Source organism: Luteibacter sp. P4_E6 (assembly GCF_056401535.1).
Genome location: NZ_JBFUJE010000202.1, coordinates 1 through 6,903 on the forward strand (window position 1 = coordinate 1; position 6,903 = coordinate 6,903).

The 6,903-nt window shown below is 63.7% G+C and carries 10 protein-coding genes; 2 read left to right on the plus strand and 8 right to left on the minus strand.

The features are described from left to right. Together AC1DT2_RS12960 and AC1DT2_RS12965 are read left to right on the plus strand one after the other, a co-directional pair. A partial coding sequence (locus tag AC1DT2_RS12960) for an acyl-CoA thioesterase (protein WP_477296675.1) occupies nt 1-543 on the plus strand: 543 nt, incomplete at its 5' end. A 4-nt stretch (nt 544-547) separates the two neighbouring features. After that, on the plus strand, nt 548-1,438 hold the full coding sequence (locus tag AC1DT2_RS12965) for a LysR family transcriptional regulator (protein WP_477296677.1): 891 nt from the start codon (nt 548-550) through the stop codon (nt 1,436-1,438). Here the strand turns inward: AC1DT2_RS12965 and AC1DT2_RS12970 are convergent. From AC1DT2_RS12970 to AC1DT2_RS13005, 8 genes are all read right to left on the minus strand, one after another. Beyond that, nucleotides 1,413-2,672 (minus strand): MFS transporter, encoded by a 1,260-nt coding sequence (locus tag AC1DT2_RS12970; RefSeq protein WP_477296679.1) that lies wholly within the window; start codon nt 2,670-2,672, stop codon nt 1,413-1,415. The genes AC1DT2_RS12965 and AC1DT2_RS12970 overlap by 26 nt on opposite strands. Nucleotides 2,673-2,773: 101 nt before the next feature. Continuing rightward, on the minus strand, nt 2,774-3,229 hold the full coding sequence (locus AC1DT2_RS12975) for a hypothetical protein (RefSeq protein ID WP_477296681.1): 456 nt from the start codon (nt 3,227-3,229) through the stop codon (nt 2,774-2,776). Between the two features lie 54 nt (nt 3,230-3,283). Then, nucleotides 3,284-4,273 (minus strand): multidrug resistance efflux transporter family protein, encoded by a 990-nt coding sequence (locus AC1DT2_RS12980; RefSeq protein ID WP_477296683.1) that lies wholly within the window; start codon nt 4,271-4,273, stop codon nt 3,284-3,286. Nucleotides 4,274-4,325: 52 nt separating this feature from the next. Continuing rightward, nucleotides 4,326-4,667 (minus strand): hypothetical protein, encoded by a 342-nt coding sequence (locus AC1DT2_RS12985; protein WP_063574097.1) that lies wholly within the window; start codon nt 4,665-4,667, stop codon nt 4,326-4,328. Between the two features lie 90 nt (nt 4,668-4,757). Next, a complete protein-coding gene (locus AC1DT2_RS12990; RefSeq protein ID WP_477296685.1) occupies nt 4,758-5,099 on the minus strand; it encodes a hypothetical protein in 342 nt (113 codons plus the stop codon). Nucleotides 5,100-5,207: 108 nt separating this feature from the next. Further along, nucleotides 5,208-5,639, minus strand: coding sequence for a nuclear transport factor 2 family protein (locus AC1DT2_RS12995; protein ID WP_477296687.1), 432 nt, complete (start codon nt 5,637-5,639; stop codon nt 5,208-5,210). Next, on the minus strand, nt 5,636-5,914 hold the full coding sequence (locus AC1DT2_RS13000) for a hypothetical protein (protein ID WP_477296689.1): 279 nt from the start codon (nt 5,912-5,914) through the stop codon (nt 5,636-5,638). Before AC1DT2_RS13000 ends, AC1DT2_RS12995 begins: the two co-directional genes overlap by 4 nt. A gap of 338 nt (nt 5,915-6,252) precedes the next feature. Further along, a partial coding sequence (locus AC1DT2_RS13005) for an SDR family oxidoreductase (protein WP_477296691.1) occupies nt 6,253-6,903 on the minus strand: 651 nt, incomplete at its 5' end.

Below are 6,903 nucleotides of genomic sequence, written 5' to 3' on the forward strand. Positions count from 1 at the left end.
TTCCAGGAGCCGGAGACCGGTTACGAGCACCAGATGACGATGCCGGAAGTGCCGGCCCCCGAAGACATCGAGCCGATGCATGCGATGAACGCGGAGCAGGTCGCCAAGCTGCCGGAGAAGACCCAGCGCTGGCTCGGCATCAACGGCCCGTTCGAGTTTCGCCATGTGTGGCCACGCGACGAACTGCGTCCGGCCAAGCGTCCGCCTTACCAGCACATCTGGTTCCGGCTCACCGCGCCGATCGAAGACACCCTGGCTCTGCACCAGGCCCTGCTCGCCTATGCCTCCGATTTCCACCTGATCGGCACGGCCACCCTGCCCCACGGCATCTCCTATCTCACCCGCAACATGCAGATGGCCAGCCTGGATCACGCCCTGTGGTTCCACCGGCCGTTCCGCATCGACGAGTGGCTGCTGTACTCGTTCGACAGCCCGACCTCGCAGGGGGCGCGCGGACTCGCACGCGGCATGATCTATACACGTGACGGCCGTCTCGTCGCCTCGACGGCGCAGGAAGGCCTGATCCGCGTTCGTCCCGACTGATCAGGTGAGCATCGAGCTACGGCATCTGCGTTACTTCATCGCCGTCGCCGATGAACTGCATTTCAGTCGTGCCGCCGAACGGCTGGGTATTTCCCAGCCGCCGTTGAGTCAGCAGATTCGCGACCTCGAAGGCATGCTCGGCTTGAGGTTGCTGCGGCGGACCAATCGGCGCGTGGAGCTGACCGACGCGGGACGCGTTTACCTCGATGCTGCGCGGGACATCCTTTCTCGTGTCGGCGAAGCCGGCGACCTCGCTCGCCGCGCGGAACGTGGTGAGATTGGCGAACTGCATGTCGGGTTCACGCAGAGCACGCCGTTGATTGCGCGGTTTCCGCGGGCCGTTCGCGCTTTTCGCGAAGCCTACCCGGCCGTGCGGTTGGTGCTGAAGGAACACAACACGCTGCAGCAGATCGAGCGGCTGCTCGACGGCAGTCAGCAGGTGGGGCTGATTCGCGGCACCGACCTACCGCCGTCGCTGACGGCACGCAAGCTGGTCGAGGATCCGCTCGTTGCCGTGCTGCGTGTAGACCATCCGCTGGCAAAGGGCCGCAAGCCACGCGTGCGTGTGGAGCAACTCGCCGCGGAGCCGTTCGTGGTGTTCAGTCRAAACGCCGGGACGGGCGTTGCCGCGCAGGTACAGGCGATGTGTCGTCGCGCGGGTTTCTCGCCTCGCGTTGCGCAGGAAGCCGGTGAATCGGCCACGATGGTCGGTCTGGTTGCTGCCGGGCTCGGCGTCGCCGTACTTCCGGCGTCGATGAGTCAGGTGCATGTCGAAGGTGTTGCCTACGTACCCATCGATTCGCCGGATGCGGCCAGTGCTCTCTATCTCGTGCACCGCCAAAGCGATTCGTCGCCGCTGGTGAAGGCCTTCATGCAGTTGATGCTGAAGGCGTGAGCCTGCGCAGCTTCAGAGCGATTGCGAGGCCAGCGAGGACGAGCACCGCGACATACGTCGCCACGCCGTTCCAACCTGCGTAAGTCCAGGCCAGGCCGCCGATCGAGCCGGCGATGCTCGAACCCATGTAATACGAAAACAGGTAGAACGACGAGGCATGCGCGCGTGCGAACGTCGCGCGCTTGCCGACCCAGCCGCTTGCAATCGAATGACCGCCGAAGAAACCGAAGGTCATCATCGCGATGCCCGCCACGATAGCCCACAGTGACGAGCTCGCGGTCAATGYCACACCGGCCAGCATGATCACGAAGGTCGTCCAGAGCACGCGCGGACGTCCGAGTCTGTCAGCGACCTTGCCCATCCACGCTGAACTCGCCACGCCGACGACGTAGACCATGAACACGGCGCCGACATGCGATTGCGAAAGCGAGAACGGCGGCGCCAGCAGGCGATACGCGACGTAGTTGTAGATGGTGACGAAGGCTCCCATTAGCAGGAAGCCTTCGGCGAACAGCCAAGGCAGTCCCTTGTCGCGCCATAGCGAACCGAACGAGGCAAGTAGCGCGCGTGGATGCGAGCGACGCTTTTCGAAATGCGCTGAAGCAGGAAGACCGCGGGCAACCAGTACGGCGGCGATCAACCCCATCGCTCCGATGATCGCCACGGCCACGCGCCATGAGGCGTGATCCGCCGCGAAGCCGGAGATCAACCGGCCGCCCATGCCGCCGATGGCGTTACCGCCGATGTACAGGCCCATGGCGAAACCCAGCGAGTCGCCGTGGATCTCTTCACTCACGTAGGTCATCGCCACAGCGGGCAAACCCGCGAGCGTGATGCCCAGGAGCGCCCTCAGCACGAGGAAGGTGCCCCAGGTCGGCGCCATCGCACTGAGCAGCACGAGCAGCGATGAGCCGAGCAGCGAAGCCAGCATGATCGGTTTGCGTCCGAAGACGTCCGAGATCGCGCCGGCGAACAGCATCGACACGGCGAGCACGCCCGTGGTCAGCGACAGCGAAAGACTGCTCGATGCCGCATCGAGCGAGAACGCGCGCGAGAACGCCGGCAGCAAGGGCTGCACGCAGTAGAGCAAGCCAAATGTCGCGAAACCCGACGAGAACAGCGCCAGGTTGGTACGCCGGAATGCGGGCGTGCCATGACGAATGCGCCGATCCACGACAACCGCCGGCGCGACGGACGATGAGCCGTCCACAGGAACCTCCAGGGAATGTGCCATGAGACAAGGCTAAACCCTGAATTGAGTCGGATCGAGATAGTGCAGGCACCGATTCCATAGCTGGAACGTCTCAATGGCGCCGAATGCTGGTCCTTACCGTGTCACCGAACCGACGTCCCCGGCGCATCGCCATCCCACTGGATCGCCGAAGCCAACTCTTCCCCGGTCAGGGCCAGTTCTCCCGAATCTGCCTCGGTCTTCAGCGACACCACATGCCCGTCGTGCCGCGACARCTCGCGCGCTCCCGAACTTGCCATGGCGTGAGCTCGCTCATCGTCCGAGGACAGCAACACCAGCAAGGTCCTCGAGCCGGCGACGAAGCGTACCCCGCTGGTCGCACCCGACGTCGCCAACGCCTTGGAATCCAGCGGCACGGCCTTCACCTTGCCCGCCCAGCGCGGCGGCGCGACGAACGTATAGCCCGCCGCCTCGTCCCGCCAGGCGAAGCGTTTCATCGGTTCGGGCGTCGGCGCGGCCTGGCGGTGGGAGCCCGGCGGCGTCTGCCCCGATGCCATCAGAGGAAGGCCGAGCAACAGGGCGAGCGTGAGCGATTTCATGGCGTTGTCTCCTGGAGTCGCCTTGCAGCCTACGCCTGGCGCGTAGCGACAGCGTCAAGCGCCACGATCGGCACCGATCCTCTCCGCGTCGGCGCCACCTTCCTTGCCGTCTTCCCGCCCACTGACCCAGGCGAACAAGGCGATGCCGACGATGATGGCGACGGCGCCGAGGGCTGCGATCGGTCCGGGAACGGCCTCGCGCAGGAAGATCACACCGATCACCGTCGCAAACAACAACTCCGCCGCCTGCATGGCCTCAACACCGGCGAGCGCAGTCGGCTGCCGCCCGACCATCTCGGTCGCATGGAAGAACAACACAGTGGCGATTACGCCCGATGACACCGCCACACCACCGGCGAGCAATGCTTCACGGAGCGACGGCGGCCCAATGGTGAGCCACGTGACGACGGCGAGCAGCAACCACAACGGCCAACTCGCCAACGTCATCCCGAACACACGCTGCACCGCGCCAAGCTTCGTTCCCGTGCGTTCCAGATGCAGCAGGATCATCCGGTTGCCAAGCGGATAAGCGAACGCGGCAAAAACCACGGCGCCCACCGCAAGCCACGCCGAYGCATCGAGTGCCCCGTGCGAGTGCCCGAACTGCAGCAACATCACGCCGGCAACGATCAGCACGCCGATCGACAGCGCAGCAACGTGCCAGCGTGCCCGTGCATCGCGATAAATGAAGGGCGCCAACATGGGCCCCGCCAGTACCGTGGTCTGGAAACTACCGGCGACGAGCCACGACGGCCCGCTACTCGCCGCCCAGGTCAGCGGCACCCCGAACAACACGAAGCCCACGCTGCTCCACGTCAGCCACTGGCGCGTGTGCGCGCGCAACTCGTGCGGCAAGGCGCCCAGACCACCCTGGAACGGCAGCACCACCGCCAGCAACGGCAAGGTCAGCAGGTAACGAAGGATCACCGCCCACTGCCAATGCCCGCCGCCACTGACGACGGCACGATTGAGGACATAGGTGAGCGTGAAGAACAGCGCCGAAATCAGCGCGATCGTCACCGCCTTGAGGGCATGGGAACGCATGGACAGCCTTGCATGGAGCGAAGGCCGAGTGTGCCAGTGTCGCGCGGGTGCGTCAGCCCGTTTCGTTCAATTCGAGGAAGAGTTCCTGGAGTTCGCCGCCGATGACCTGGCCGCCAACGGAAAGCGTTACATCGCCGTCGACGCCCGAGACCGGACAGCATCCATCGACGATGCCGAGGATGTTCGCGGTGGTGTCGACCATGACGTTGGCGATCACTTCGATAAGGGTGTCCTTGCCCTCGTCGTCGAGCGTATTGAACATGGTGAGCGCACGAATCCACAGCGGATCCACCGCCCGGTCTACGGGCGTGGTGCGGAACATCTCGTTGTAGACCGCGAGATTGTCGCGGACCACGGCGTTCTGGATGGCCTGGACAAAGTGGTCGGGAGACATGGGGCTGCCACCTGATAAGGAGACGGTTAAGTGATGCACCCTATGTGTGGGAGGACAGCCCCCGGGTCAATGGGGGCGTGTCGTCGGCCTTCAGTAATGCTCCCGTCCCGCGCGCCGAGGGCAACGCGACGCCGGTACGTAGCCCGGCCAGATCGCATCGTAGAAGTAGCGTTCGAGCGCCGAAGGTGGCTCGTAGGGCCGTCCGGCTGCCGGGATGAGCTTTCGCAGCCGCGCCTCATTGTGTTCCGCCCAACGCATCACCATGCGCTGCATGAGCGAGACGCCCTTCAAGGTGGTGCCCTGCCCGCGCCGCGGCCCATAGCGCCAGCGGACGACCCAGTTGCCGTCCTGCGGGCTGACGCGGGCAAACGCCCGCGACGTCCCTTCCAGGATCGCGTACTGCCGTTCCCCCATCTGGACCCAGTGAACCATCGCCATGGGCCGAGGTTAGGCCGGGCGCGTCTCACGGATGTGGACAGAGCGGCAGCCATACCCGAGGTATATCGGGCAAGTTTCTGACCCTGCCCGATTTCCCGCGTCTCAGTGGCTTGGCGGAAACCAGACCTTCACGATCTGGCCCTCACGCACCTCGTAAATCGCCGCCAGATCCGGCGCGCGCTTTCCCGAGGGCAAGCCAATCACATGCTCCTTGTCGATCACGGTAGGGCCGGTCAGGGTGCGGCGCACGATCCGCACACCCATCTCCTTTGGCATGGTCCGGAGAAAGGCGAATCCCTCGAGGATTTCCGCCCTGCCCCGGATCACCGGATGCGAAGCATCGAGGTACACCATCTCGACGTTTTCCGCGTAACAACTGGCGAACGCCTCGACGTTATGCGCGTTGTAGTACGCGAACTGCGCATCGACCACGGCGGACGGGGTCGGCTCGACGCCAGGTGCGAGGCAAGCGGCGTACGAAGGCGTTGCCGCGATGACAAGCGCCCCGCAAAAGAACAGCGCACACCTGGTCATTTCGCGGCATCCAGGATCACCGAATAAAGCATCGCGTTGATCTTCCAGCCGTCGTCGGTACGAACCACCTGCCAGGTTTCGTTGCCGTGATTGGTCGGCTTGCCGTCGAGCAGGAAGACGTAGTCGAAGTACACAGAGCCGACGATGCCATCGGTATCGATCCGAACATTGTCGAACTTCTCTTCGATGGCATGGCTGGTGCTGCCGACAAACTTCGTGAAACCCTTATAGGCGCCTGGTTCAGGCCGGACGCGTTTGGCATCGGGTCTCTTCATGCGCGTCTTCTCGAGCGACGCTTGATCGAGACMAGAGAACCAGCTGGTGTTCTCCGGAACGAAGAGCGTGTCGAGCTTTGCGCCGTCCCTCGCAATGATCGCAGCCTTGAATGTATCGACAAGCTGTTTGATTTCCGATGTTGTCGTCGAGGAAGCGGATGTCGCAGCGTGAGCGCATGGGGTCGCACAGAGTGAGATGGCGAGCATTACGTAGCTACGAGCAAGCATACCGAGTGTCCTTGATAGTGGAGCTTGCAGCCTAGACACACGATTGCGGGCATTCCACGCCGCTGCGGCAAAACGGTCGTCCCGTGCGCCGGGCCGTTCGGGTCGAGCTTTCAGGGCGCCGCCAGGTACCAGCTTACGATCCGACGGAGCTCTTCCAGACTCAGGGGCAGGTCCCCGTGACGATCGCCCATCGCCTGGTCAAGCTTCGACCGACTAAACTGCCAGTCCGTGTTTGCGAAAGGCATTCGCGGCTCCATACCGGCCACCACGACTTTTTCCAGCTCAGTCTCCGGCGGAGAAAAACGGATCGCGACGCCGCACAACCGTCCGATTTCCGTCACGACCTCACCCATCGACATGCCACCGCCGCCTGAGCAGTTGAAAATCTCCAGAGGCTTTGTCGCCTGTGGCCGGACAGTCAACGTGACGGCTTGTTCGACGAGCCGATCGACAGAAAGGAGATCGGGACGACTCGTGCTCGTCAGGGGTAAGTTGCATGACTTCTGCGTGCCGGCGGCGATCATCTTTATCGCCTCCACGAACATGTACAGTCCGAACCCATTCCTGACGGTCCAACCCGTCACTCGGTGGCCCACGACGATAGTGGGACGAAAGATCGTCACAGGCAGTCGGGACGCCGACGACAACAACGCCAGGGAGTATTCCGCGCAGCGCTTGCTCACCTGGTACGGATTGACGCAATTGCCACCGAAGTGCAGCGATTCGTCTACCTGGCCGCCATCCAGTCCAACCACGTAGGC